Raw genomic sequence first — 25,526 nt, 5'->3', positions numbered from 1 at the left:
TAATTTTACGTTTAATTAGGTGGATTTACTTGCCTGTTAAATTTCAGATTGCTGGTTGGTGCGATCGCCCCTCAAGTGGATATTTGACAATCTTCAGGTTTTTACTTTTTTCAAGACTAAATTTTGCATTTATTCTCAGCTTTCAGGTGTCGCGCATTTAAACTCCGATCCAGGAACAGGCAGGATGCCCGTTCCACAAGAATTTCGGTAAAAATTATTGTCCGAAGTAGCTATGCAACAATTGGTGTTTTTGGTGATAAATTTTGCTGCTATGGGGAGGGCTGTTACTTGGGTGCTGTTGAACTGGCCGGCGGTTTGGGGCCGATCGTATTTTGGGCTGCTGCATCTTGTTCGGGAGCAACGAGATAGACTGATTCTACCTGTCCTGGATTGTCTGGGAGGGCAATAAACCTGCCTTCATCGATCAAGTATGTCACGGTTTCGCCGCGCAGGCTGTTGCCCTGCTGCAATACGTAAACGTCGCCGCTGAGAATGATCCGGCGTTCGCGGCTGAAGTATTGAGCTTGAGCTGCTGTTGCTTGGATTTGGCGGGCTGGATAGTTGATTTGGACGTTGCCGCGGGCTGTCACGATGCCGGTTTTGGAGTCGGCTTCTTGAATGTCCGATCGCACGGAAAGGGTTCGGGGCTGCGCGGTTTGGGAATAGGTGGGAGAGACAATCGCGCCGGCCAGAGTCAGGGGCAACAGCAGCGACAATCCTTTGAATATGCGCGAATTAAGTAGTTTAGCGGAGGGCATCATAGCTTGCAAGCCTCAAAATATGTGAAATTGCTGAAGGGCCTTTTCCAACCCCTGATTTGTCTCTATGGAGATTAAATCCACCACACCCGATTTAGTTAGGTATTTTATCTTAACGGCCAGAAATATTCTCGTCAGGTCGATCGACCTGCCCGAAAGCATCAACCAATTATCCTAGCAAGACAATAGCCATTTTCACGAGGTGTTTGGCTGATTTAGAGTTCTATCGAGAGGGCTTCTGTCCTCTGGCTGCGGTTTTATCGTTCGGACTTCAGTCCTTGGTATGACTTTTAGTCAATAAACTTGTTGCATAAATCTTGGATTGATAGTCAACCGCAGATGCAAAGCAGATGTACGCAGAGCATTTAAAGAAGTGTCAACCCTGCGTCTGATGTTTCACAATGTACGGCAATTGCAAGCCTGCAACTTCTGTACCTGCGAACAACGGTAAAAAATTAGCTACTGCTTCCGGGCCGGCTTGCTGCAAAGTGCTCAATAGTTTAGCGCTTTGTCGGAGCAAATCTTCAACAGCAATTTCAGCATAAATCGGCTGATAATAACTGAGCCGATTTATACCTTCTCCGAGCAAGATTACTGCACCGCGCCAGTTTTGATTGCTTAAGTGATAAAGCCCTACAGCAATTTGCAAAATTCCCTGATAAAACTTTTTTTCCGGCTCGCCCGCTTCCATCCACAAAGCCTCTAAAGTATCGTGACAAGCGTAAAAGTCTTGGCTGTTAAACTGTTCGATACTTTGCCAAAACTCAATCGGCATTTCCTCTGTCATTGATTGGAGATTGGGATTTTTTGATTCAGGATTCGTGTTTGAGTAGGCGGCGATCGGTTTTGTGAATAGCTAAGTCTTAAAAATAGGAAAAATTACGACCTGTTGTCAAAACTGCTATCAATTTACGACCGCCTACTTAACCGATTACATAGTTTCTCTGACAGCTTGAATCTGATCCATGCCAATTTCCTGATTAGTTCCAGCAAAGTCGTTATCTGGCGTCAGAAATAACATACAATGACACTCTTTGCGCTCGCGCATGGGAATGCAAGGACAGTTCCAGTAGGCGGCTTTTACTTCGGCTTCTTTATCTTCGTAATGGCGACAAGGGCATAGGGGAGCACCTAGTTCATCTTTGTGCTTTGCTAGTCCTTCTATGACGACAGCAGTGACAGAAGGCTCGGAACAAAAGTAAGTTCCGGTGCGCTTGGCGTAGGTTTCGGAGAAATTCTTCATTGCCTCCAAGGTTTTTTCGTTGGAGAGTTTAGATTTTTCTGTTGTGTTCATAGTTCAGGATCGGAGTTGAGGATGCTACGAGCTTTTAACAATTGTATCGCAGAATGTGATTTTAAACACTTGTATATTTCTGTTTACTTACCAAGAGGAAACCTTGACAAAAATTGAGTTTTAGGTTGTGGATTTTGTAAGGATTTTTTACGCATCCCGGACGGTTGGGGAAACAGGGCCATGACCCGGTTTTTGGAGCCTCCCAAAGATTTGACCGATCGCCAGCCCTGAAAAAAACATCCCCCAAAGGGGATACAAACAAGATAGAATATCACAGCGCTGTCCCTGTTTCTGGCATCTCATGGCAACTTCCCCCGACCCCACCCCCCGCAAAAAATCTGCTTCTGCTGCGCTGATTTGGCCCGCTGACACCGAGTTAGTCGGATTAGTGTTTGAATTGACTCCCCGCGCTGCTAGCTCTCTGTACGCGCAATATGCCATAGGTTTGCACGCTTGGTTTTTGCATCAAGTACAGGAAACTGACCCGGATTTATCGCTGCTGTTGCACGACGATCAGTCAGAAAAAGCCTTTACGATTTCGGGATTGGAAGGTGATTTAGCCGCTAGTGGCAAAGAATTTCAGCTTGCGGGCGATCGTATTTATCGCTGGTACGTCACAGGACTTTCAAAGCGAGTAGTGCAGTGGCTGAGTCAGTGGCTGCAAAATTTGCCCGAAGAGATAGATTTGCGAAATGCTCCGCTACTCATTCGCTCTTGGAAAATTGCTTTTGCTCCCACAACTTACCAGCAATTACTAATAGCAGCACCACCATTATCGCGCAACGTAAAACTTAGTTTTGTAACTCCAACAAGCTTTCACAGCAAAGGTCATCACTTCCCTCTCCCGGTTCCTGAAAATGTTTTTCATAGTTATTTACGCCGCTGGAATAACTTTTCTGGGGTAATTTTTGACCAAGCCGAATTTATGAATTGGATTGATGAAAATGTAATTATTAGTCGCCACAAGTTGGAGTCGCAGAAGGTGGCGGCGGGCAAAAAAGGCATGGTGACGGGGTTTACTGGGGCTGTGGAATTTGCGATCGGGCGATCGGGCCAAAATCGCCCTGATTTTGTACAATTATTTTATGCTTTGGGGCGGTTAGCACCTTACTGCGGCACGGGGCACAAAACAACTTTTGGTTTGGGACAAACGCGGACGCAATGGCTGACAGAATCGGTGACAGAAGTGTCGATACAAAGTATTTTGGCGGCGCGAATAGATGAATTGACAGAGAAGTTTATGGAGATCAGAAAGCGTAAAGGCGGGACTCGGGCTGCTGAGATTGCGGAAACTTGGGCGACGATTTTGGCGCGCCGGGAATTGGGAGAATCTTTGTTTGATATTGCTGCTGATTTGGAAATGCCCTATGAAACTGTGAAAACTTACGTGAAGTTGGCAAGAAGGGCTTTGAAAGTGGAGGATTAAAGTAATTGGGCATTGGGCATTGGGAATTGGGAATTGGGAATTGGGAATTGGGAATTGTTAGCTGTTGACTGTTGACTGTTGACTGTTAACTACTGCCAACTGCCAACTGCCAACTGCCAACTGCCAACTGCCAACTGCCAACTGCCAACTGCCAACTGCCAACTGCCAACTGACTACTGACTTTTAGTAAATAAATATATGTAATCCCGCTGATATTTGAGTTTAAATTGGGGATTGTTGGCGAGTTGAGTTACTAAGTTTTGTACAAAAGCTCGATCGCTCATCCAGCCGGGATACCTCAGATTCAGCAAGACATAATCAAATTCTGCGAGGCTTGTAGGAGGTGTCTTAGCCTCAGTTAACTTTACCACGGGGCGGTGCGTTAAGTGGGGAGCTACGTGAGAAGTTGTTAAAACGCTGCCTTTTGTGTTGATGAAAGTAATTGCTTCTTTGGTAGCTGGTAAAGTGTCGAGGGAATCTAAATAAATAGTCCAAAAATAGCCGTATTTCGCTAAAGCTAAAAAAGCGATTAATGACCAAATTACAATGATTTTCGGCAATGGATAATTAGGAAGTGGTAATCTATCAAATATTATCTTTCCTTGATACTGATTTCTATCTGCTAAACTGGAAATTACGGCAACTAACAAAAAGGGCAATATCGGAATAGAATATTGATGAACCAAATCTCGCTGGGCGGGGATATCCGAAAGAATATTCATCGCCAACATCGGCACAGCGCTAATTAAAGGTGTCAAAGAGCGCGGGGAAATCCACCAAATTACAGGCAATACTAATAAGGTTAAATATTCAAAAGTATCAAGGGAGAACAAACGCCCTAAAATGAGATTTGGTTTCAATATTAAGTTAACTGCAATTTCTAAAACTGAATGTCCCAAATATTGATATCGCCCGACTCCTGCGTGTTCTCTTCCCAGATTGAAATACGGTATCACAGCCTGAGTAGTTATCAGGAACCAACCGACACCTAAAAATAGAGCTATGAGTCCACAATTGCGTTTTTTGTCGAAACACAACAGCCACAGTCCCATCGCAGCTACAGTTAAAGATAACACGGCTTTGCAGCTCAAAACTAAGACGATAGCAGCACAAAACCACAGGGTTTTATTGAGTCTGGCGGCTAGGATTGCTGCTAGCAGTGCGGGTAGGGCAATTACTTCTGGGTGGAAGTCGAAGAGGTTGACATTGAAGACTAATGGATAGAGGAGGTAAATACAGGCGATCGCCCGAGATATGCTATTATTTAATCCGGCTTGAATGGCCAAACTCCAGACTGGCAAAGCACCCAATGCTAGAACAACTGCTTGGACTAGCAACAGCCAATGAACGTCGGGATATATTTTGTAAAGCAAAGCCACGGGATACATCACCAAAGCGGCGTGATTTCCCATGTGGTGAATTTCGAGAAATGAGGAAAACGGCGTTTGTCCCTGACTGATTAGATACGCTACTTGGTCGTAAATTCCTAGTTCAAAGGCGTTGGATTCAAACAGGGCGTGGCGTACACTGCTGCATAGTAAAAATATTAGCACAAAAAGGGCGATCGACCAAATTACAGGCTCGTATTTTAGATGCTTAAAATTGTTCATATTGTATTCATTCCCAAATTATCTTAAAATTATCTGCGTTTCTCTCTGTTTCTCTGCCTTAAATTTGCGGTTGGTTTTGAGCGATGAATAATTATTGCAATAAGTTTACTAATTGGTGATTTTTTGAAACAAAAATACATCATTTTCATGATAGGTTATCTTAAAGTTAGGAGAATTTTTAAGTTGAGCCGCGACACTCGCAGCAGTATCGGCAGTATCCGGCCAAGGATGGCGCAAATTTAACAGTACATACTCAAATTCATTCAAACTTTGTCCGTTGGCAACTTGATGCAGCAATTTAATTGTTTTTCGGTGAGCGAGATGAGTTGCTAGGGAATTATCTGTTAACACATTGCCTTTTGTTTCCACTCTGTTAATTGCCTGTCGCGTAGCTTGCCAAGTATCGAGAGACTCTAAATAAATTGTTCCAAAATAGCCGTACTTAGCCAAGGCTAAAAAAGTTAACAGCGACCACAAAATTAATAATTTTGACAGCAAAGAGTTAGTAAATAGCAATTTGCCACTTTTCCCGCTTTGGCGAACCCAAATCCGGTGCTTCCAGATACGTTTAACAGATGTAATCGAAATACGCTGCGATACTTTTGTCCAGATTTGCGGCATCCAGTTGTGATGATTCCACAGATAATTAATTACATTTTTCCAGAAATTACTTCCTCTTTTTTGTCTGTCTGCTAGCGTATCAATTATAGCAATTAATAAAAATGGAAATATCGGCACAACATATTGGTGAATCAAATCTCTCTGCGCGTCAATATCGGAAAGAATATTCATCAATAGCATCGGCGAAGCACCAATTAAGGGCGAAAGATGCCGAGGAGAAATCCACCAGAGTGCGGGCAAAAATAACAAAATCAAATATCCCAAAGTCTCTACTGAAATCAGTCGATTGGCTACTAAGCTAGGTTTCAGCGCTAAATTAACAACTATTTCAAAAACCGAGTTTCCTAAATAGTGATATCGCCCCACACCTGCGTGCTGTTTTCCTTGATTAAAATACGGTACTATTGCTTGAGTTGCTATCAAAAACCAAGCCGCGCCGAGAAATATAGCGATGAGTCCGCACCTGCTCTTTTTTTCAAAGAAAAACAGCCAAACACCCATCATCACGACGGTTAAAGATAATAGGGCTTTGCAGCTTAAAATTAATACTGTGGCGGCACAAAACCACAGGATTTTATCGAGTCTGGCTGCTAAGATTGCTGCTAAGATTGCCGGCACAGCAATTACTTCGGGGTGGAAGTCAAACAAATTGACGTTAAATACTGCGGGATAAAGCAGGTAAACTGCTGCAATGGCGATCGCCTTTGATTCGTTTAATCCCGCTTGACGTGCTAAACTCCAGCAAGGCAAAGCACCTACAGCTAAGGAAACGGCTTGCACGAATAACAGCCAGTGAACATCGGGATATATTTTATAAAGTAAAGCTAGCGGATAGAAAATAAACGCTACGTGATCGCCTAAAATATTGATGGCCATTAATGAGGAAAATGGCGTTTGATTTTGAGAGATCAAATAAATTGCTTGGTCAAAAATTGCTAAGTCGAATGCTGTTGAATGAAATAATGCGTGCCGCGCGCTGCTGGCGATAAATAAGATTATCGTTGTCACGACAATCATTAAAAATACTGGATGGAATTTTGTGGATTTTAAAGTTAGCATTCTGTTGGGTTAACCTGGGATGCGTTTAAATAGTATAACGTCGTTTTTTTGATAAGTTAATTTAAAATTGGGAGCATTTTTTAGTTGATTGGCTAAGGTATTTCCAATTTTTTCAGTGTCGGGCCAAGGATGGCGCAGGTTGAATAATATGTATTCAAATTCAGCTAAGTTTGTTTGGGGTGAAATTTGTGAAAGCAATTTTACGATTGGGCGGTGCGCGAAGTGAGGGGCAAGTCTGTTATCTGTTAAAATGCTGCTTTGGGGTTTAACTTGTGCGATTGCTTCCCTTGTGGCTTGCCAGGTATCTAGTCTATTTAGATACAGGAAAAAATCTTTATATTGTCCGAAAATTAAGAATATTATTAATGACCAAATTATCATTTGCTTCGGCAATTGAATGCCCAGCCACAGTTGCGGTATTGGTATTTTTATAAATGGTAAATTCGCTGTTTTGGGAGGTGAAAATATTTGGGGGTTTATTTTTAATTGGGTGTTTTTGCGGCTGGATTGTTTGGCGATAACTGCTATTATTAAAAATGGAATTATCGGTAATGAATATTGATAGGCTAAGCTGCGTTGAAATGACAAGTCAGAGAGGATATTGATAATTAGGGTAGGGATGGCAGGAATTAGGGCTGTTAAATATTTGAGGTTGTTTGGGCGGGGAAATGGCAGTAGCAGCCAAATCACTGGTAATATCAGGATGAATAAGTATTTTATTGTATCGATGGAAAGGATTCTTCCTAAGATTAATTGTGGCTTTAATAAAAGGTTGATGATTATTTCTATTACGGATTTTCCTAAATAGCTGTAGCGCCCGACTCCGGCGACTTCGCTACCGCTAAAGTAGGGGATAATTTTCTGGGAAGCAATCAAAAACCATGCTACGCCTAGTAAAAGTGCGATCGCCCCAAACCGTTGTTTTTTTTCGCAAAAAAACAGCCATAACCCCATAGCAGCAATAGTTAGGGATAAAACAGCCTTGCAACTCAAAACTAACAGAATTGCGGTACAAAACCACAGGATTTTATTTAAACGCGCTGCCAAAATTGCTGCTAAAATTGCGGGTAAAGCGATTACTTCCGGGTGAAAATCAAATAAATTGATGTTGAATACTACCGGATAGAGTAAATAAATAATTGCGATCGCCCTAGATTGTTCTTGATTTAAACCGCCTAAACGCGCTAAACTCCAGCTAGGCCACGCCCCCAGGGATAAAGCAACTGCTTGTACCAACAGCAGCCAATGCACGTCTGGGTAAATTTTGTAGAGCAAAGCTAGCGGATAATAGATTACCGCTGCGTGATCTCCCAAAATGTGCATCTCCATCAAAGAAGAAAAAGGTGTTTGGTTTTGGGAGATCAAGTAAATTGCTTGGTCAAAAATTCCTAAATCGAAAGCTGTTGATTGGAATAAAGCGTGCCGCAAACTGCTACAAAAAAAGAAAATTGCCGCAGCGGTGCCGATCGCCCAAACCAGACTCGACGCTGGCTGCGATCGACCTTCTTCTATATTTTCGGCGATCGAGACACTGATGTCCTCACTGTCATCAACAAAATTTTCCCTATTCTCCATGAAATCTGGCACTAGCTGATCGGTCAAAATATGATGCCATCGAATGTGCTTGCCGCGCAATAGTTAACCGCTAATTTTAGTTCCCGCAATCGTAATATTAGAATAATCCACAAAACCTTAAAAAATTGTGAAAGCAATAACTCTTCTCGGCTCCACAGGCTCCATCGGCACTCAGACTCTGGATATTGTAGCTCAATACCCCGAACAATTTCGGATTGTCGGGTTAACAGCAGGACGAAATGTAACATTGCTGGCGCAGCAAATTCGCCAGTTTAAACCGGAAATTGTCGCGATTTGTGACGAAGATAAATTACAGGAATTGCAGGAGGCGATCGCAGATATCGACCCTCAACCTATTTTACTTGCTGGGGAGTCAGGCGTTGTCGAAGTTGCCAAATACGGCGACGCTGAAGCCGTAGTCACCGGCATAGTTGGCTGTGCGGGTTTGCTGCCAACAATTGCGGCTATAGAAGCAGGCAAAGATATCGCCTTAGCAAATAAAGAAACCTTAATCGCCGGCGGCCCCGTTGTCAACCCCTTAATCGAAAAATACGGTGTTAAAGTATTGCCGGCCGATTCGGAACATTCGGCAATTTTTCAGTGCTTGCAAGGCTTACCGGCGGGAGGGTTGCGCCGGATTATTCTTACAGCTTCCGGCGGTTCTTTTCGAGATTTGCCGATCGACAAATTAGCCGGAGTAACAGTCGCCGATGCCTTGAAACATCCGAATTGGTCGATGGGGCAGAAAATCACCATTGATTCTGCTACTTTGATGAACAAAGGATTAGAAGTAATTGAAGCTCATTACTTGTTCGGCATGGATTATGAAGACATTGATATTGTCATCCATCCCCAGAGCATAATTCACTCGTTAATTGAACTGCAAGATACGTCGGTTTTGGCGCAATTAGGCTGGCCGGATATGCGCTTGCCGCTGCTTTACGCTTTGTCTTGGCCGGAGCGAATTCCTACCGATTGGCCGCGGCTGGATTTGGTAAAATCTGGTGATTTAACTTTCCGAGAACCAGACCACAAAAAGTATCCTTGTATGCAGTTAGCCTATGCAGCAGGACGTGCGGGCGGCTCCATGCCTGCGGTGCTGAATGCGGCGAACGAACAGGCGGTAGCGCTATTTTTGGACGAAAAGATTACATTTTTGGATATACCGAAGTTGATTGAGCAGGTGTGCGACAAACACCAAGCTGATAACTGTGAAAGTCCTGGTTTAGAGGATATTTTGGCAGCGGATCAGTGGGCGCGGCTGGAAGTTTTGGCTGGAAGCGTCGAATTGGGCGATCGGATTCTTTCAATTCGCTAATTGTATCAGCAGACTTGCAATTACCCACAAGCCCGCCGGGGAATAAATTCCCCGTCTCATAGCTAAAGTCGGTTAAAACCGACTGTCAAACCTTCATTAATAGATATCCAGTCCTCTTTTAGAGGACTTCAGCTATGAGACAGGGGTTGAAAACCCCTGGCGGACTTGTGGGTAAACGCAATTGCGGACTATTCCAAAAAGTGCCAAAGATCGGGCAAAACCAAATCAAACTTTTGCCCGATCGATTCTTGAATCCCTTGATAAAATAGAGCTATGACTCCCATTCATGGAAGCAACCGATGCAAACAGAAACCAAACCAACAGTATTTGAGCTAAATCAACTAATTATCCCACCCGGCAATAAAATAAAGTTACAAAATATTAGCTGGGAAATGTACGAAGCTATCCTAGACGAGTTAGGGGAAGGTTATGCACTTCGACTTACTTATTACAAAGAAACACTAGAAATTAGGATGCCACTACCAAAACATGAAAAAGCTAAATCATTGATTGGTGACTTGGTTAAGTTACTTCTGGAAGAGGTTAATATTGATTGTGATGTTTTAGGTTCTACTACCTTCAAAAACAAAGAGATGCAGAGCGGCGTAGAACCTGACGATTGTTTCTACATTCAGCATGAAGCTGCTATCAGAGGTAAGGAGAGAATAGATTTAACAGTAGATCCGCCTCCCGATTTGGCGATCGAGATTGACAACTCCTCACAAACCAGTTTGAGCAGCTATCAAGCTTTGAAAGTGCCGGAACTTTGGAGATATGACGGGCGAATCCTGAAAATCTATCTGCTCCAAGACGGAAAATATATTGAGTCTGATAGCAGCCCAAATTTCCTCGACTTTCCCATTATTGATGTAATTCCTCAATATGTCGATCGCAGCAAAACTGAAGGCAGAAGCCCGACACTCAGAGCATTTAGAGCTTGGGTAAAAGATCAACTACCAACCAAAGACTCGTAGCGGCGGGTTTTGCTAATTTTTGACTTTCGCCACAAAATCAGCGGCACTCATTTTTTCGTACATTTCAAAAGGTTGGTGAATCCAAGGATTGTCAGCCAAATAATCTACATAATAATCCGGCTTCGCCACAGAACAAGCCTTGTACCAAAGTACAGCAGTCCGAATTTCCTGAATATCCTCGCCGTAGCGGTTTTGCAGCCAAAGGATACCTTGATCCAAACTAATTCCCGAATCCACCAAATCGTCAACTAGCAGGAGGCGGCTGCCCAAATTATCGCCCACCATTGTCAAATTAGGCGCAAACTCGATCGCCCGCCGGACTTTTCCCTCCGCCCCACCGTAGGACGAGGCCGCTAAAATCGCCAGAGGTTTGTCGAAAATCCGCGACAGAATATCGCCCACCCGCAGCCCCCCCCTCGCGAGACACACAATGCGATCGAATTTCCACTGAGATTCATCAATTTTTACAGCCAAATCCTCAATTGTCCGATGATACTCAGACCAAGAAATGTAAAGGTCGCTCATGCCTAATATGATTGAAATATCAAAGATATTATTAAATATTTTGGGGGAAATGACATGAATGCAGACGAACTTCTCAGACGGTATGCAGCCGGAGAACGGGTTTTTCACAAAATAGACCTGAGGGGGGCGAATATGTCAAGGACAAATTTGCGCGATATTGACTTGAGTCAAGCTGATTTAAAAGGTATAAATGCGATCGGCATCATCCTTTACAGAGCCAATCTGTATCAAGCAAATATCAGCCAAGCCAACCTCTCCCAAGCCAACCTCATGTCGGCTAATTTCGGCGAATGCGAGGCGGTGGGAGCCAACTTAAGCGGAGCCATCTTGCGGAGTGCGGTACTCGGCGGGGCAGATTTAACCGGGGCGAGTCTCAGAGGTGCAGACATGAGAGAGGCCAACCTTCAGCGGGCAATCTTGATGCAAGTTTATGCAGTGAACGTTAACTTGCAAGGTGCCAACTTGACAGAAGTAAAACTTTGCCACATCAACCTCAGCAAAGCAAATTTAACCGACACCAACTTTACACAAGCTGATCTCAGCCATGCTAAGCTGACTCAAGCAAATTTGAGTTGGGCAAATTTGACCGAAGCCAATCTCGAAAAAGCGGATTTGAAGGGAGCCAATTTGAACGGAGCTAACTTGAGCTGTGCGAATCTTCATCTAGCTGATTTGAGCGGAGTTTCCCTTAAGGGAGCAAATCTCCGGGGAGCAAACCTGCATCAAGCTTGTTTGCGCGGGACAAATTTAAACGAGGCGAATCTGAGAGAAGCGATGATGCCTGATGGCAAAATTTCTGAGTAAATAAACGGGCAAAATAGAACTTTAAACCTCGGGGTGCTGGTGGCGCACCCTACCTTTAGTTTAAATCCTAATTTTATTGAGGGGATTTAATTCTGTTTTTAGGTGAATGCGTTTTTCAACTGTTACCGTACCGCGTACCATCCTGAGTGGAGAGGCAAAAATTTTAGATTACCGTTCAATCTCCAGATTCATCTGTTGACTAAATCTTAAATCTAAAATCTACTAAAATCGATTGACTGTGCATTTCCACAGAATATGCAAAAAATTTTGTACTTGAGTTTAGTCTACGACTTTCAGCCAGCCCCGCCGAACGGCGTGGAGCAAGCGGTTGATGGCTGTTTGATCTTCTTCGGTAAGACGGTCGTTTAACAGCGCTGTTTGGAGCTGAAGTCGGTGAGTGGGAGTCAACAAACCCGAGTGATATACCTGAAAGACTAGCTCTGCAATACTAGATTGAGTTAAAAGCGTTTGGGTCATCATTGTGTTTTTTTTTGAACTCGCTTTTAGTAGTATTGACTAATTTTCCAAAGTTTTATGTGATTCAAATAGGCGAGTTAATGTGATCCATTCGGCCTTGATTTGTGATTTGTGTCAGCCAAAGTTAGGTATCGTATTTTCCTAGATATAGATAGAAACTCGAAACACCAACTCTGTCAAGATTTCTGGCTTTTGGTAATTCCGAAATCTGTAGCTTTTGTTAAGAGATTACTACAAATAAATTAATATTTATCTCATAATAGACTACGAAGGTCTGCGAACTAAATCGATCGACTTAATAAATCGACTTAATAAAACGTAAAAGTTTTACCGGACAAAATGGGTTTAAAGACTCCCCATCCTAGGGGAAAGGAAAAATTAATTTCTCTCGCTGCTAATCCTGTTGGCGTAAGTCTTTCGGTCAAATGACAAGCTGTTTAGTGTTTGCTGTTGAACGGGTGCAGTGGTGGAGGATTTTTCCGTGGCTTTGGTTAAGGAATGTTAACTGTTGACTGCTTCGGATCAAAAATCCCGGCTTTTTTAAGAAACCGGGTTCGACTGCAACGATCGCACCACAATTTTTTTTTAATAAGGTTAAAAGCTGTAGAGGATAGAAAGTATAGCAGTGCGAGCTCTCATATGAGGTATTGCTCCCTCAATTCCCCAATCTCCAAATTCCCCAATTCCCCAATCTAAAATCTAAAATCGACTGACTCCTCATTTTTTTGAGAAAGGCGATATTTCTGAGGGGATTAATCCGAAATTCCGATCCATCCGCGGCGGATGGCGTAAAGCAGGCGGTTGACTGCATCTCGGTCATCTTGGTTCAGAGCGCTTTGGCAGAACGAAAGCAGTTTGTGGCTTTGAGTGCGAGTCAGATTGCCTGAATAGGTTACTTGATAGAATAGTTCAGCGATCGCCCGATCGGATTGTAAAGTCAGAGCTTGCATGAAATTTCGTTTATCTTGACTGTTCTAATATGCAGTGTTTGAGATGACAGTAGGGTGATTGCCGTCAGCTAAGCTGTGCGATCGTTCTGAACTATACTTGCGATCGAAGTCTGGGAGTATAGGTGAGTTAAATCACCGAAGAACGAGATAGTCGATCGCCTTTGGGGTCATTTCCGGGCTGCTCTCAAAGTGTGACGAAACGTCAAAAACTCATGAGAGCAAGGCTTTGAGCGCCGCTGGCTGTCGCCAAAGTGCGTGTTGAAGGCGACATCTTGGGGCGTGGAGTCTGATATCTGTGAAAGTTTGGGCGATCGACAGTTGCAGGGTCGGGGAAAATTGGCGATCGGCAAACCGCACCCTGAGATATAATAATGATCAATAATTCGAGCCCATCTTATAGACTAAGAGGTAAAACAATGATCGTTATTGGCTACTTTGCGATTGCCTTAATCGTTTTTATTGTTTGGTTCAAAAGTTTTTGGAACGATAGTGCGACATCAAAAACTGACTTAATCTCTTGGATAGCCTTAGTAATCGGCCCTCTGATTTGGCCTGTTGTGCTGCCCCTATCCCTTTTGCAAATTACCAGCAAAAAGTCTGTCGTTGCAGTTAAATCCGAGTAATTGTTCTAATAAGTTGTAGAAGTAACTGACTCAAACGCTGTCGGGTGTTTCGTCATAACTTATCCCCCCTACATCGCTCGTGGCAGCGATCGCATCTTCATCATGTTTTTCCATAACCATGTGCATCTACAAGGTCAATATTTTTTGACCGCTCTCAAATTCTGCATTCTACTATTTTAATCTTGCTTTTTTGTCACCAGATTACTCTGACAAGCCTCATGCTGTCATGGCTGAGGTTCCTGACAGTATCAGGGAGCATCTCTGTCCGAATCCAAAAAGTATTTTTTACGACTTGCGAGCTGTAGCGCGATCGCACGGGCTTGGTTTATAGATGTGTAGGGAGGTAGCGTCTTCCCTCGCACGGGAGCGAGCGCGACAGCACTTAAACAAAAAAATGCTGTTTACTATAAAGCCGGAAATACTCAAGCTTGATATGCAATGTAACACGGTCTGTTGCTGGTCTGAGTATAACTTAAGACATATTTATTTGAGCGATCGCTCACTAACTGCATAGTTTTTCTGGCTTTCGGCCGCCGCACGCCATTGGTGGAATCTTGAAAAATTCGCGCAGGACAAAAACCGCTACAGTCTTTGCGCTGCAAGCTTTAGCAGCTATTTTTTTTTTAAATGTAGCAGCTTTTCAGAGACAATTGTAGAGTTCTAGAACGCCCAAATCGTCGAAGTCTTACCGCAGTTAGATAGACAATGCAAGGGGGAGAGTGCAATATGAAATAGCAATAAAAACTGTTTGCCCAATAGGCAAAATTTGTTGTAGGCGATCGGACATCAGGATTTGAGTAGGCCAGCGTTCTGATTTTAGATCGGGTGCTGTATTGGCGGGAACTTCTCAAAAAAACGTGCCGTCACTGTAGCCAACTTTGCTATTTACACAAACCATAGGACTTAAAATGAAAGAAATGTCTGAAAAGCCAGTTTATCGAATTCTTAATCTAGTGTCGCTGCTAGCCCTGAGCTACTATGCAGCTACTTCGATAGGTTATATTTTAGAGAGCGACCCTCACATTTACAGCTACGACAACCAGAGCTATTCTAACGGCTCAACTCAGCAACTAGAAGCACACAAATCGTCTCAATAGTACAGCTTGTCTATGAATGCTCAATCAAATTCCCTCGAAATTTCTAATTGCGGGCGTACTCCTCGAAGTTAACAATTAGCCAGAATTTTATTACTTAATAATTAATTTGATTAATTTAAATTGTTAAATATAATTATCAGAAAAACTTATCTATCAATTGTCAACTGTCAACTGAATGCAGGAGGCTGAGGGTGTAGTTTCACTTTTAACAGTCCCATACTCCCCCTTTGCAGATAAATCTGTTTGGCATTGTGTCGCCAACCGAAGACAACTAATCCCATTTGCGATCGGCGATTGGTGGTGACTTCCTGTGCCAGCGGGTTGGGAACCTAGGCTCGATCGGTTGCATTTTTTTAGTGAAACTAATGTTAAGCTCGGCAGCAGATTATTCTCACCTTTGACCAAACGTCTTAACTCTAAGCTGTTGTGCATTTAAATTGTATATTTTGATGACAATCAAAAATCGTCAAATTCTCTCCCCCTCTCCCCTTCTCCCCCTCTCCCCCTCAATCGCCATACACAATCTATATGAGCAACAGCTTAGTGTGCGGCCCTTAATCGCAACTCGATTGCCGAAATCACCGATTTTATTAGATAAAAACTGGGGTGATGAGCCACAAAAGTCCCTCAAGGACTGTGTTGGGGCGCAATTTTGACCAAAAGCGACCCCAAGCTTGGGCTGCCTGGGAATACTCGCTAAAAATTTTTTTGATTTTTTGGGAACTATTGGGGGAACTCAAAAGTCAGGTCAACGAGAGTATACTAAAACATTGCAACTCCTGTTCTGCCCGAACGGGCACGAACAGGAGTAGCAGGGCGATCGACAGTTGCCAAGGACTGCGGTGCAAATTCTCAATCTTGAGAGCATACTCCCATTAAAAATGGTCAGCGTGTATTTGCAGACTAATGTTTTAAAAATGACTAGCCGCACCCGAGCTAGGTATGGTAAACTCACAAACGTTTAAGTGGAATATTTTCGTGTTAGAGGAGGGAGTTGTGGAGTGGAGAGTCCAAAGCAGGAAAAAACCGATATTTGCTGCTATACGAATAAAGGATTGTACTCGCGCTCCGGGGCTCCCTGCTGACAAATTAAATTACATGACAGCTTATAGCAGCCGGGTCAATTAGGGTCTCAACCGATGTCCGGTTTCATTTATTGAATCCCTTTGGAGGGAAAAGTGTATTGTAGAAAAATGATTCATCTTTTAGGAGGAGTGTAAATGACACAGGTAACTAATCCAACAACGCCAGTAACTTCTAACCCGACAAGTGGTGGTGGTTCTAACATTATCGGCGCTCAAACCGATAACAGGTTGAACGGCACCCCACAAGCCGATATCATTCTGACTTTTGGCGGCAATGATGTCGTTGCTGGTGGCGGTGGTGACGACATCATTATTTCCGGTGGCGGCAATGACAGTATCGGCGGCGGCAGTGGCAACGACGCTATCTTTACAGGCACCGGTAACGATGCGGTCGATGGCGGCACTGGCGACGACCGGATCTTTGGCGGTAAAGGAAATGACGCCGTTACCGGTGGCGACGGCAATGACTTGGTTTCTGGCGACCAAGGCAACGACACCGTACTCGGCGGAAGTGGCAACGATACAGTCTTTGGCGGCCAGGGCAGCGATATCGTTAGCGGTGGCGACGGCAGCGACAGCCTCTACGGCGGTAAAGGCAACGATACAGTAGATGGCGGTGCTGGGAATGACTTTATCTCTGGCGACAGAGGTAGCGATGTCTTGACTGGCGGTGCCGGCAGCGACACCTTCTACTTCGCTGGTTTTGGCGGCGACTTCGGCGTAGACACGATCACTGACTTTATTCCAGCCGAAGATAAGATCGTATTGAAGTCAGGCGGTGTGTTGGGTGCTTTGGGCACAGGCTTGGATTCCAGCGAGTTTATCGTGGTTTCTAACTTCAACGCCAACAGCCCTGGAACTGCGAACAAGTTAGTTTACGACCCGCAAAACGGTATGTTGTACTTCAACGGTACCGGCGGAGTGCTAACTATTGCTCAGTTGCAAACTGGCCTGACAATTACCTCGAACAACTTAGAACTGTTCTAAAACAACTGGCAGTTGTGGGGCAGCACTGGATAACATCTGGGGCTGTTCTTACAACTGCCGATCGTGTTTTAAAGGATTTCAACCTCACTCTGCTACCAGCGGGGTGAGGTTTCAATTCTGGAATTGAAGTAGGGACTGTTAAAAAAAAATCGATCGCCAGTTATTGATGAAATTAATCGATCGCCCGATCGCCTAAAATATATACAAACTTTCAAATCATAATTTATAAGTTTTCCTGAAGCGGGGAAAAACCGCAACTGCCCAGAAGCAATGAGCACTGAAGCATACATCCGTCAAGCCCAAGTTTATTTGAAGCAGGGGAAGTTAACTGAGGCGATCGATATTTGCCATCAGGCGATCGAACTACAGCCATTTTCGCCGCTAGCTTACACAACTTTAGGCGAAATTCTCGAAGCGAGCGGAGACCCGACGGCGGCAAGAGATGCTTTTGTGCAAGCTTTGGAAATTTCGCCCCAGTTTGTTCTGGCTCATGCTTATTTGGGTCAACTTTACAACGAGTATTGCTGGTTGGATGAGGCGGCTTTTCATTACCGCAAAACTCTGGAGTTGAAGCCAGATTGGGCGGAAGTTCATTATAACTTGGGAAATATTTTTCACAAGCAGGGTAATTTGTTGGGCGCGATCGACTGTTACCGAAAGGCGATCGCCCTTCAACCCAATTATCTACTTGCTTACTACAATCTGGCTGTGGTTTTAGATGAAAATAATCAGCTTGCTGCGGCCATTGATACCTACCGTCAGACGATTGCCAAACAGCCGGATTATGTGGAAGCTTACAGCAATTTGGGCGTGATTTTGCTGAAGGACGATCGCCATGCTGAGGCGATCGAGATTTATCAACAAGCGATGCAGATTAAGCCGGATTGGGCGACGCTGCACAATAATTTGGGTCAAGCGTTGCAGGGCAAAAATCCCGATCGGGCGATCGCATCTTACCTCAAAGCTATTGAGTTGGAACCCGACATGGTTTTAGCCCACTACAATCTGGGGAAAGCTTGGCAATTGCAGGGGGAACATTCGGCGGCGGTTGCTTGTTTCGATCGGGTAATCGAACTAAATCCCCAACATATTTCGGGCTGTACGGATGCCGGATTTTCTTTGATGGTTTTGGGTCAAATTGCCGAAGCCATGCCTTATTTTCGGCAGGCGATAGCTCTGAAGCCTGATTTTGTTGAGGCTTACTGCCGTTTGGGAGAAATCCGGCAAACTGCTGCTGTAGAGGATGATGAGTTGTCAAGGGCGATCGCTGCGTGCGATCGATTTCTCGCAGCATTGATGGGAAGGAAGAAGGAAGAAGTCCGAGGGAAGAAGGAAGAAGTCCGAGGGAAGAAGGAAGAAGTCCGAGGGAAGAAGGAAGAAGGAAGATTAATTACCGATTCCCGATTACCGATTCCCGATTCCCAATTACCAATTGCTGAAATTTGCGATAATTTAGCAGCAATTTACCTGCATTTGGGCAACGCTTTAACAGAGTACGGCGGCGCTGAATCTGCCGCCACTTATTATCAAAAAGCTTTGCAAATTAATCCGAAAAATCCAGAACTTTACTGGCGGCTGGGCAATTGCTTGGTACAGCAAAAACGGCTGAATGCGGCCATTGCAGTTTACCACATGGCTTTGACGGTTCAACCAGCTCTACCGCAGGTTTATGTAGAGTTGGCAAAAGTCCTGGAAAAACAGGGGCGCTGGCAACGGGCGATCGACTATTATCAAAAAGTTTTAGAATTGCAAAGCTGCGGGTATACGCAACTATCGCAAACAGGGAACTCTCTGGCAATAGCAACAAATGCGATCGCACTTCCTCACGGTATTTATCTATCGACTTGGGATTGGTTGGTTAATGCCAAATTGGATGCTGGGAATTATGTAGAAATAGTTTGGGAAGCCCAGACAGCAAACGCCGAAGATCTGGCTAATTCCCAATTACCAATTGTTCATTCCCAATTAGCAAATTCCGATTGTGGCGGTTTGACTTGCGGGCTGTGTCTGCAGCGAATTTCTAAGTGGTTCGATCCGGTGCATCTCGGTTGGGGAGTTTGCCGTTTGTCTAACTCGAAACCGATACCTGTAGATGCGCCAAAAACTTTTGTGGCACAGATTCCCCACGGGCGAGTTTGGATTGTGCCCCAGCAAAATTATTGGCTGATTTCCAAGGCGATCGCTGTCATTACTCCCGATAATTATTTGTTGGCTGATGTGTCGAGAGATTATCCTGATTTGTTGCCGGGATGCGACAAGCATGATGTTAGAAAACACAGCGTTTTTGACTTAGAATCTTTTCCGCATTTAAAACAAATCGATGGCAGCGTAGCGGTGCTTTCTGGTTTGTCAGGAAATGTCTATTTTCACTGGATGGTGGACGTTTTGCCGCGAATTGAATTGCTGCGGCAAAGCGGTAGGGATTTGGCAGAGATTGATTGGTTTTTGGTGAACAGTTGCCAGCACCAATTTCAGCGGGAAAGTCTCGAAATTCTGGGCATTCCCGAGGAAAAGGTTTTGGAGAGCGATCGCCTGCCTCACATTCAAGCAACAGAGTTAATTGTACCTTCTTTTGCGGGATATTTGGGCTGGCCGCCTGGGTGGGCGATGGATTTTTTGAGGCGGGAGTTTCTCACGAAAATTATCCCAGGTTCGAGTTATCCAAAACGCATTTATATCAGCCGTCACAAAGCAAGGTATCGCCGAGTTTTGAACGAGGAAAATGTGGTTGAGATTTTGGAACAATATGGCTTTGTTTCTATCTTCCCTGAATCGATGTCTTTGGTAGAACAAATTGCTCATTTTGAGGCTGCTGATGTGATAGTTGCCGCCCACGGTAGCGGCTTAACTAATACGATTTTTTGTCGGCAGGGAACTAAAGTAATTGAGTTGGTGTCGCCTCACTATATCAGCCATTATTACTGGGGAATTAGTCAACATTTGAAGTTAAATCATTATTACTTGGCTGGCGAGGCTTTTGAATGCTATCCTATTAGACAGTTAATGTATCAAAATTCGCTGACTGAAGATATTTTGGTGAACTTGAGTTCGCTCAAAAAGATGGTTGAAGTGGTTGGTTTGGGTTAGCTGGCATTTGGAGTAAGTTTAATTATGCCCTCGATTGAGAAGATGGAAAAAGCAGCGGTTGATTTGAATCGGCAAGCAGAAATTCATTTAGCTGAAGGAAGATTGAATGAGGCGATTGCTGCTTGCGAGTCGGCGCTGAAAATTGAACCGAATTTGGCTGTTGCTTGTCAAACGCTGGGAAAGGTGATGCAGGTGCGAGGTGAAATTGAACAAGCTAAGCAGTGGTATGAATCGGCGCTGGATCGCAATCCAAATTTGCCGGAAGTTTACGCTAATTTAGGCATTTTGCATTCTCAACAAAAACAGTGGCAAAAGGCGATCGCCAGTTGTGAAAAAGCGATCGCCCTAGCACCCAATTTTGCTGCTGCTTACCGACAGTTAGCGAAAGTTTGGACGCAGTTGGAGAAGCGAGAAAAGGCGACTGAGTGTTGGTATCAAGCTTTTAAAATCGAGCCGAATTGGGCAACTGCTGACGAGTACGTTACCCTGGGAAATAGTTTAGTTGAATTGGGCAATTTTCCACAAGCGATCGAAAGTTATTCGCGGGCAATTGAGTTAAACCCGCAACTGGCAACAGCTTATCACAATTTGGGGGAAATGCTGGTAGGTCAGAAGCGGTGGGATGAGGCGATCGCCAATTACCGACAAGCCATTGCCATCAATCCAGATTCTTTTGAATCTTACCACAGTTTGGGTAAAACTTGGGCAGAGCGAGGAGAATGCGATCGGGCGATCGCCTGTTACCGCAAAAGCCTCGAAATCAATCCGAATTACGCCCGTGCTTACCTTGGTTTGGGCAATGTTTGGGCGCAGAAACGCGAGTTTGATGAAGCAATTAAATGTTACCGTCAGACTCTGGAAATTAATGATAATTTCTATTGGGCGCACAATTCTTTAGGCGAAGCTTTGGCTCAAAAACAACAGTGGGAAGAAGCTATTAGTTGTTACCGCCAAGCGATTGCTATCAATCCAGATATTCCTTGGTTTTACTGCAATTTGGGAATTGCTTTAACCTGCGAAAAATCCTGGGATGAAGCTGTTAGCGCTTACCTCCACGCCATTCAACTCGAACCCAATTTGACGGGAATTAATCAGAGATTGGGATATGTTTTGCGGCAGCGCAGCGAATCTGATTTAGATAGCACAATCACAGTTTACTGTCAAGATATTGAACAACTTGCTAGCGGGAAAATTTACCACAGATTGCTGGGAATTGAGTTAGATGGAGCGGAATTTTTTATAAATTTAGGCAACAGTTTAGCGAAACAGAAGCAGTTGGAAGGTGCGATCGTATTTTATAGCATGGCCATCAAAATCGATCCCAATGCTGCGGAAGTTGTCGCCAAACTTCAGGAAGTGCGGGCGAAACAACAGGAATTATACGCAGAAATCGCTGCTTACCGCCACCAAATCGCAATCGATCCGAGCAACTCTAAGGCTTACAATGATTTAGGCAATATTCTACCACAATTAGGGGAATTGGCCGAAGCAATTATTTGCCACCAAAAAGCCAGTGAATTGAGAGGTTGGCCGGAATGTGCGGCGAAAAATTATCAATTTACCCAAGATTGGTTTACCCACAATATTCCTATTTGGAAACGGCATTTGCAGCAGTTTACCGGAATTGCAGATTTTCAAGTTGTGGAAATCGGCAGTTTTCAGGGAATGTCGGCTTGCTGGCTGCTGGATAATATTTTAACTGATCCGACGGCAAAAATTACTTGTATTGATTTGTATTTTCAGCAACATTTTAAGGGTAATATTGCTCAAACAGGAGTTGCCGAGAAAGTAATTGAATTAGAAGGTTACTCTCAAGATCTGTTAATTAATTTAACTTCGGAATTTTACGATATTGCTTATGTTGACGGCTGTCACAAACCCACCAGCGCTTTGCAAGATGCGATTTTATCTTGGAGGTTAGTGAAAGTTGGCGGATTGATGATTTTTGACGATTACGAGTTTACTTTTCCCGATAGCCCGGAGCAAGATACTAAAATTGGAATCGATGTTTTTTTGGAGATGTTTGCAACTCAGTTAGAAGTAGTACACAAAGGCTATCAACTGATGGTCAAAAAAACTGACAATCAAAAATTGGGCGAAGAGCAAACTCTGTTGTCTCTGGGTTGGGAAAATTTGGGGGATATGGCGGCAAATGCGGGTTATTTGGATGAGGCGATCGCCCGCTATCAAACAGCTATCAAAATTAAGTCTGAGAATTACTTGACTCACCACAAGTTGGGTAAAGCTTTGCAAGCAAAAGATTTGTTTGAGGAAGCTGGGGCCGCTTACCGAATGGCGATCGCGCTTAACCCTAATTTTACTTGGGCTTACCACTTTCTGGGGGAAACTTTACAGGCGATCGAGCAATACAGCGAAGCCGCTGCTGCTTACCACAAAGCGATTGAATTAAATCCCGATTTTTGTTGGAGTTACAATAATTTAGGCGATGCGCTGATGGAGCTTTCTGAGTGGGAAGACGCGGCGGCGGCTTACCACAAGTTAGTTGAACTGAATCCCGATTTTTGTTGGTCTTACGAGAGATTAGGTAAGGCTTTGGTGGCGCTGGAAAATTGGGAAGAGGCGACGGCGGCTTACCGCAAAGCTATTGAATTAAATCCCGATGATTGTTGGCTGTACAATAGTTTGGGCGAAGTTCTAGAAAAACAAGAAAATTGGCCGGAAGCAGCGGTGGCTTTTGGCCGTGCTGCTGAGCTAGAACCCAATGAGAGTTGGCTGTACAAAAAGTTGGGCGATGCGCTGCGGAATCAAGGGGAATTGGAAAGGGCGATCGCCATTTACGAAAAAGGCATAAATCTCGATCCAAAATCTTGTTGGTGTTACGAAGGATTGGGTTTGAGTTTAATTGCTAAACAGCAGTGGGAACCTGCAATCACTAATTTAGTTCAAGCCCTGCAAATTCAACCCGATTTGTTTGAAGCTTACGATAATATAGGGTATGCTTTGGAACAACAAGGAGAAGTCGATGAGAGCGATCGGGCAAAATGCAGGCATCAAATCTTACCATTAACTGTTCTGCAAAAATACTGTAATTTTACAGAGGATTTGATAGTCGCCGCAGAGTCAAATCCGAACATCACCTGCATTGACATCTATCCAGCCGCTCAAATCAATTTATCAGCTTCCAAAACAACCCACAATAATCACATATTCTCGCCCAATAAATTTTATATCAAAAAAGCTTTCGTTGCCATACTGCCAAACGGACGAGCTTGGGCCGATGTCATTAATAGTGTGGCAATTACTTCAGATAATAAACTTGTTGTCGATGTTTCAACTGGTTCTCCTGAATTAATAGTAACTTCCGACAAATTACCTCCTGCGGAGCATATAGATGGAACTGTTGCTTTTTTGTCGGCTCGCTGGGGAGGAGCCGCTTATTTTCATTGGATGTTTGATGTCATTACCCGGTTTGAGCTTTTGCAGCGGAGCGGGTTAATAGAGAGTGTAGATAAATTTGTTGTGAATGCTGGCGATTATACTTATAAAACAGAAACTCTAAATACTTTAGGAATCCCTCAAGATAAAATTATAGAAAGTCACTGTTCCTTTCATGTAACAGCCGATAAGTTAATAGTTCCGTCAATTTGTGAAGATGGATCTGGAACCTCAAAATGGAAGTGTGAATATCTCAAACAGTCATTTTTAAACCCAAAAGTACCGCTAAAAACCGAATATTCAGAACGAATTTATATCAGTCGCGAACAAGCATCCTATCGACGAATTGTCAACGAAGAAGAAGTAGTTAATTACTTACAAAAATTGGGGTTTCGCAGTGTCAAGCTGGAAACGATGTCGGTAGCCGAACAAGCATCGTGTCTGGCTGCTGCTAAAGTAGTTGTCGCACCTCACGGAGCAGGATTGACTAATCTAGTTTTCTGCTCTCCGGGAACTAAGGTAATTGAGATCTTTTCTCCAATTTATGTGCCAACTTGTTATTGGACTATTAGCAATTTGTGCGAGTTGGAACATTACTATTTAATTGGGGATTTGTTTGATGATGGAATAACTAAAAATCCCATACATCAAAATATGCAGTTGGATTTGAACTCGCTGGAAAAGTTAATGAATTTTGCAGGAGTTTTGCATGAATAATGAGTACCATAATTTGGGTAATTCCCTGCAAGAAAGCGGTCGGTTTGATGAGGCTGTTGCTGCTTACAAACAAGCTGTTGAGTTAAACCCGGATTTTTCGTGGTCTTATCACAGTTTGGGCGATGTTTTGCTGAAACTCGAACAATGGGAGGATGCTGTCTGCGCGTACAAAAAAGCTGTTGAGTTAAATCCTGATTTTTCTTGGTCTTATCACAATCTGGGCGATGCTTTGCTGAAACTTCGGCGATGGGAAGAGGCTGCTGCGGCTTACCTCTGCGAGATTGCTCTCAACTCGGATTTTGCTTGGTCTTTTTGCAATTTGGGCGATGCTTTAACTAAACTCAAACAGTGGGATGAAGCTATTGCTGCGTATTTGAAAGCTGTGGAAATTGACGGAAATTTGCCGGGAATTTACGATAAGTTGGGATTTGTTCTCGGACAAACAGAGTCTGATTTACAGTCGGTGTTAGAAAAATGTCAATTGCAAGTTACACCGGAAAATTGGAAGTTTTATTTGCAGTTAGGAAAAAATTTAGGAAAGTACGATCGCCCAAAAAACGCAATTATTTTTTACCAACTTCTCTTGACATCCGCTCCGAGTTGTGCAGAACTGTCAGCGGAATTAGAGGAGTTGTTGCAGCAGCAAGAAAAGTACGTTAGCACTTTAGCCTCCGCCCGCGCCCAAGTCGCCCAAAAACCCGATGATTGCTGGTCTTATTACAATTTGGGTGCTGTTTTGAGCCAGCAAAAATATGGGGAGGAAGCGGCTGCGACATTTTTGCAAGCAATCCAAATAAATCCCGATAATCCTTGGTGGTTTTATTACAATTTATGGGAAGTTTTGGTTGAGCAAAACAAGCTGGATGAAGTTGAGAAGTTGTGCCGCGAAGTTCTGGAAGCTCAACCGGAGCCTTTTTGGCCTTATTTGAATTTGGGGGAAGTTTTGACTAGGCAAGGCAAAATTGCTGAGGCGATTCGTTGCTATCAAACTGTTAGTTACAAACAAAGTTTGGCATCTATTATCAGTAAGAGGACAGGCAAGATGCCTGTTCCACAAGATACAGATACAGGCAAGATGCCTGTTCCACAAGATACAGATACAGGCAAGATGCCTGTTCCACAAGATACAGATACAGGCAAGAT

The 25,526-nt window shown here is 43.8% G+C and carries 18 protein-coding genes; 9 read left to right on the top strand and 9 right to left on the bottom strand.

Annotated features, from left to right (window positions below):
- Window positions 1–284 precede the first annotated feature (284 nt).
- The 3 genes from QT998_RS23655 to QT998_RS23645 form a co-directional block, all read right to left on the bottom strand.
- A complete protein-coding gene (locus QT998_RS23655; protein WP_333089750.1) occupies window positions 285–761 on the bottom strand; it encodes an LptA/OstA family protein in 477 nt (158 codons plus the stop codon).
- A 373-nt stretch (window positions 762–1,134) separates the two neighbouring features.
- Entirely contained in the window at window positions 1,135–1,545 is a 411-nt protein-coding gene (locus QT998_RS23650; RefSeq protein WP_333118073.1) for a DUF309 domain-containing protein, read from the bottom strand.
- Between the two features lie 144 nt (window positions 1,546–1,689).
- Window positions 1,690–2,052: a ferredoxin-thioredoxin reductase catalytic domain-containing protein gene (locus QT998_RS23645; RefSeq protein ID WP_194012549.1), complete on the bottom strand. Its 363-nt coding sequence runs from the start codon at window positions 2,050–2,052 to the stop codon at window positions 1,690–1,692.
- 301 nt (window positions 2,053–2,353) lie between these two features.
- On the opposite strand from QT998_RS23645, the gene cas6 reads away from it, so the two are divergent.
- On the top strand, window positions 2,354–3,478 hold the full coding sequence (gene cas6, locus QT998_RS23640; RefSeq protein ID WP_333118071.1) for a CRISPR-associated endoribonuclease Cas6: 1,125 nt from the start codon (window positions 2,354–2,356) through the stop codon (window positions 3,476–3,478).
- A gap of 173 nt (window positions 3,479–3,651) precedes the next feature.
- On the opposite strand, the gene QT998_RS23635 is transcribed toward cas6, so the two are convergent.
- From QT998_RS23635 to QT998_RS23625, 3 genes are all read right to left on the bottom strand, one after another.
- Entirely contained in the window at window positions 3,652–5,088 is a 1,437-nt protein-coding gene (locus QT998_RS23635; RefSeq protein ID WP_333118069.1) for a DUF2079 domain-containing protein, read from the bottom strand.
- Window positions 5,089–5,196: 108 nt separating this feature from the next.
- Complete coding sequence (locus QT998_RS23630; protein ID WP_333118067.1) at window positions 5,197–6,768, bottom strand: DUF2079 domain-containing protein; 1,572 nt, start codon at window positions 6,766–6,768, stop codon at window positions 5,197–5,199.
- A gap of 9 nt (window positions 6,769–6,777) precedes the next feature.
- Window positions 6,778–8,343, bottom strand: coding sequence for a DUF2079 domain-containing protein (locus QT998_RS23625; RefSeq protein WP_333118098.1), 1,566 nt, complete (start codon window positions 8,341–8,343; stop codon window positions 6,778–6,780).
- A 127-nt stretch (window positions 8,344–8,470) separates the two neighbouring features.
- Here QT998_RS23625 and dxr point away from each other — a divergent pair, with 127 nt between their 5' ends.
- Together dxr and QT998_RS23615 are read left to right on the top strand one after the other, a co-directional pair.
- A complete protein-coding gene (gene dxr, locus QT998_RS23620) occupies window positions 8,471–9,661 on the top strand; it encodes a 1-deoxy-D-xylulose-5-phosphate reductoisomerase (protein WP_333089763.1) in 1,191 nt (396 codons plus the stop codon).
- Between the two features lie 299 nt (window positions 9,662–9,960).
- Entirely contained in the window at window positions 9,961–10,635 is a 675-nt protein-coding gene (locus QT998_RS23615) for a Uma2 family endonuclease (RefSeq protein WP_333118065.1), read from the top strand.
- A 12-nt stretch (window positions 10,636–10,647) separates the two neighbouring features.
- Here QT998_RS23615 and QT998_RS23610 read toward each other — a convergent pair whose 3' ends face one another.
- Window positions 10,648–11,160 carry a phosphoribosyltransferase gene (locus tag QT998_RS23610; protein ID WP_333118063.1) on the bottom strand — a complete coding sequence of 171 codons (513 nt, stop codon included), beginning with the start codon at window positions 11,158–11,160 and terminating at the stop codon, window positions 10,648–10,650.
- A 54-nt stretch (window positions 11,161–11,214) separates the two neighbouring features.
- On the opposite strand from QT998_RS23610, the gene QT998_RS23605 reads away from it, so the two are divergent.
- Window positions 11,215–11,964 (top strand): pentapeptide repeat-containing protein, encoded by a 750-nt coding sequence (locus tag QT998_RS23605; RefSeq protein ID WP_333089768.1) that lies wholly within the window; start codon window positions 11,215–11,217, stop codon window positions 11,962–11,964.
- A gap of 279 nt (window positions 11,965–12,243) precedes the next feature.
- Here the strand turns inward: QT998_RS23605 and QT998_RS23600 are convergent, their stop codons facing one another.
- Window positions 12,244–12,444, bottom strand: coding sequence for a hypothetical protein (locus tag QT998_RS23600; RefSeq protein ID WP_333089769.1), 201 nt, complete (start codon window positions 12,442–12,444; stop codon window positions 12,244–12,246).
- 749 nt (window positions 12,445–13,193) lie between these two features.
- Complete coding sequence (locus QT998_RS23595; protein WP_333089770.1) at window positions 13,194–13,391, bottom strand: hypothetical protein; 198 nt, start codon at window positions 13,389–13,391, stop codon at window positions 13,194–13,196.
- A gap of 1,531 nt (window positions 13,392–14,922) precedes the next feature.
- Here QT998_RS23595 and QT998_RS23590 point away from each other — a divergent pair.
- The 5 genes from QT998_RS23590 to QT998_RS23570 all read left to right on the top strand — a co-directional run.
- Window positions 14,923–15,111 (top strand): hypothetical protein, encoded by a 189-nt coding sequence (locus QT998_RS23590; RefSeq protein WP_194071117.1) that lies wholly within the window; start codon window positions 14,923–14,925, stop codon window positions 15,109–15,111.
- 1,220 nt (window positions 15,112–16,331) lie between these two features.
- Window positions 16,332–17,183, top strand: coding sequence for a calcium-binding protein (locus tag QT998_RS23585; protein WP_333118058.1), 852 nt, complete (start codon window positions 16,332–16,334; stop codon window positions 17,181–17,183).
- A gap of 270 nt (window positions 17,184–17,453) precedes the next feature.
- A complete protein-coding gene (locus tag QT998_RS23580; protein WP_333118056.1) occupies window positions 17,454–20,270 on the top strand; it encodes a tetratricopeptide repeat protein in 2,817 nt (938 codons plus the stop codon).
- 24 nt (window positions 20,271–20,294) lie between these two features.
- The gene (locus QT998_RS23575) at window positions 20,295–24,383 is read left to right on the top strand and encodes a tetratricopeptide repeat protein (RefSeq protein WP_333118054.1); all 4,089 of its coding nucleotides are present in this window, start codon (window positions 20,295–20,297) and stop codon (window positions 24,381–24,383) included.
- Window positions 24,376–25,526: tetratricopeptide repeat protein (locus QT998_RS23570; protein ID WP_333089776.1), on the top strand; the 1,151-nt coding region annotated here is incomplete at its 3' end. The genes QT998_RS23575 and QT998_RS23570, both read left to right, overlap by 8 nt.

The organism is Microcoleus sp. S1D4, from assembly GCF_036700765.1.
Lineage (GTDB): Bacteria > Cyanobacteriota > Cyanobacteriia > Cyanobacteriales > Microcoleaceae > Microcoleus.
Note: the sequence above shows the minus strand (reverse complement) of the source record. Positions and strands in the feature narration are given on the sequence as shown.

Excerpts from the sequence above, each read along its gene's own strand:
- QT998_RS23655 (WP_333089750.1), bottom strand. The coding sequence starts at position 761 with ATGATGCCCTCCGCTAAACTACTTAATTCGCGCATATTCAAAGGATTG.
- QT998_RS23650 (WP_333118073.1), bottom strand. The coding sequence starts at position 1,545 with ATGACAGAGGAAATGCCGATTGAGTTTTGGCAAAGTATCGAACAGTTT.
- QT998_RS23645 (WP_194012549.1), bottom strand. The coding sequence starts at position 2,052 with ATGAACACAACAGAAAAATCTAAACTCTCCAACGAAAAAACCTTGGAG.
- cas6 (WP_333118071.1), top strand. The coding sequence starts at position 2,354 with ATGGCAACTTCCCCCGACCCCACCCCCCGCAAAAAATCTGCTTCTGCT.
- QT998_RS23635 (WP_333118069.1), bottom strand. The coding sequence starts at position 5,088 with ATGAACAATTTTAAGCATCTAAAATACGAGCCTGTAATTTGGTCGATC.
- QT998_RS23630 (WP_333118067.1), bottom strand. The coding sequence starts at position 6,768 with ATGCTAACTTTAAAATCCACAAAATTCCATCCAGTATTTTTAATGATT.
- QT998_RS23625 (WP_333118098.1), bottom strand. The coding sequence starts at position 8,343 with ATGGAGAATAGGGAAAATTTTGTTGATGACAGTGAGGACATCAGTGTC.
- QT998_RS23615 (WP_333118065.1), top strand. The coding sequence starts at position 9,961 with ATGCAAACAGAAACCAAACCAACAGTATTTGAGCTAAATCAACTAATT.
- QT998_RS23610 (WP_333118063.1), bottom strand. The coding sequence starts at position 11,160 with ATGAGCGACCTTTACATTTCTTGGTCTGAGTATCATCGGACAATTGAG.
- QT998_RS23605 (WP_333089768.1), top strand. The coding sequence starts at position 11,215 with ATGAATGCAGACGAACTTCTCAGACGGTATGCAGCCGGAGAACGGGTT.
- QT998_RS23600 (WP_333089769.1), bottom strand. The coding sequence starts at position 12,444 with ATGATGACCCAAACGCTTTTAACTCAATCTAGTATTGCAGAGCTAGTC.
- QT998_RS23595 (WP_333089770.1), bottom strand. The coding sequence starts at position 13,391 with ATGCAAGCTCTGACTTTACAATCCGATCGGGCGATCGCTGAACTATTC.
- QT998_RS23590 (WP_194071117.1), top strand. The coding sequence starts at position 14,923 with ATGAAAGAAATGTCTGAAAAGCCAGTTTATCGAATTCTTAATCTAGTG.
- QT998_RS23585 (WP_333118058.1), top strand. The coding sequence starts at position 16,332 with ATGACACAGGTAACTAATCCAACAACGCCAGTAACTTCTAACCCGACA.
- QT998_RS23580 (WP_333118056.1), top strand. The coding sequence starts at position 17,454 with ATGAGCACTGAAGCATACATCCGTCAAGCCCAAGTTTATTTGAAGCAG.
- QT998_RS23575 (WP_333118054.1), top strand. The coding sequence starts at position 20,295 with ATGCCCTCGATTGAGAAGATGGAAAAAGCAGCGGTTGATTTGAATCGG.